Source organism: Thiohalorhabdus sp. Cl-TMA (assembly GCF_041821045.1).
Taxonomy (GTDB): domain Bacteria; phylum Pseudomonadota; class Gammaproteobacteria; order Thiohalorhabdales; family Thiohalorhabdaceae; genus Thiohalorhabdus; species Thiohalorhabdus methylotropha.
In genome coordinates this window covers 1-1,139 of record NZ_JBGUAW010000039.1, presented here as the reverse complement: position 1 = coordinate 1,139, position 1,139 = coordinate 1, and the positions used below count along the sequence as shown (strand labels likewise).

The window sequence follows — 1,139 nt, the reverse complement described above, 5'->3', positions numbered from 1 at the left end:
GCGCTCGGGTTGCCGGCGGTCAGGTTTTCGTAGACGGTGCCGGAGAACAGCTCCGTCTCCTGCGGCACCACCCCGAACAGGGTACGCAGCTCGTTGGCGGCCAGATGGCGGATGTCGTGGCCGTCGATGCGGATGCGGCCGGCGCGGGGGCGGTAGAAGCCGAGCAGGAGCTTGGCCAGGGTGCTCTTGCCCGTTCCCGAGGGGCCCATCACCGACACACAGGTCCCGGCGGGGATCTCCATGTCCAGGTCTTCATAGAGCAGGGGCTGGTCCTCGCCGTAGCGAAAGGCCACCCCCTCCATTTGGATCGCCCCGCTATGCCCCTGGGCGCGGGCGGGCACCGCCCGGTAGGGCTCGGCGGGGGCGTCCATGATATCGCCAAGGCGCTTGACGGCAATGTCCGCCTGCTGGAACTCCTGCCACAGGCCCACCAGCCTCAGCACCGGCTGGGACAGGCGGCTGGCGAACATATTGAAGGCCACCAGCATGCCCACGGTGAAATCCGGGCGCTGCATGACGGTGTAGGCGCCGATGCACAGCACTCCCAGGGTCATGAGCTGCTCCAACCCATTGGCAATGACGTTGTAGGTGTTGCCCAGGGTGCGGGCGTGCAGCGTGGCGTCCAGATAGGAGGAGAGGTAGTCCCCGTAGCGCCGGTTGAGCTGCGGCTCCATCTGCAGGGATTTCACGGTCTCCGCGCCGGAGATGTACTCGGTGACGAAGGCCTGGTTACGGGCGCCGAGGAGGAACTGCCGGTTGAGCCGTTTGCGCAGGATGGGGGTGATGGCCAGGCTGATGATGGCGATGAGCGCCAGGATGCTCGCCGCGATCAGGGTAAGAGCCAGAGAGTAATAGACCATCACCCCCAGGAAGACCACCAGGAAGGGCAGGTCCAGGAACAGCGAAACGGCGGCTCCGGTGAGGAATTCCCGGATGGTCTGCAGGCCCTCCACCCGGGCCACCAGGGTGCCGGTGGAGCGCTGCTCGAAGTAGCGCAGGGGCAGCTCGAACAGGTGCGCGAATACCCGGCTGCCCAGGACTGCGTCGATGCGGTTTCCGGTATGGATGATCAGGTACTGCCGGACCCAGGTCATTACCGAGCTGAAGACCATGAACATGAACAGCGCCACGGCGATCAC

The 1,139-nt window shown here is 65.6% G+C and carries 1 protein-coding gene; it reads right to left on the bottom strand.

The features are described from left to right. The coding region (locus ACERLL_RS17765; RefSeq protein ID WP_373657433.1) for a peptidase domain-containing ABC transporter at positions 1–1,139 on the bottom strand (1,139 nt) is incomplete at both ends.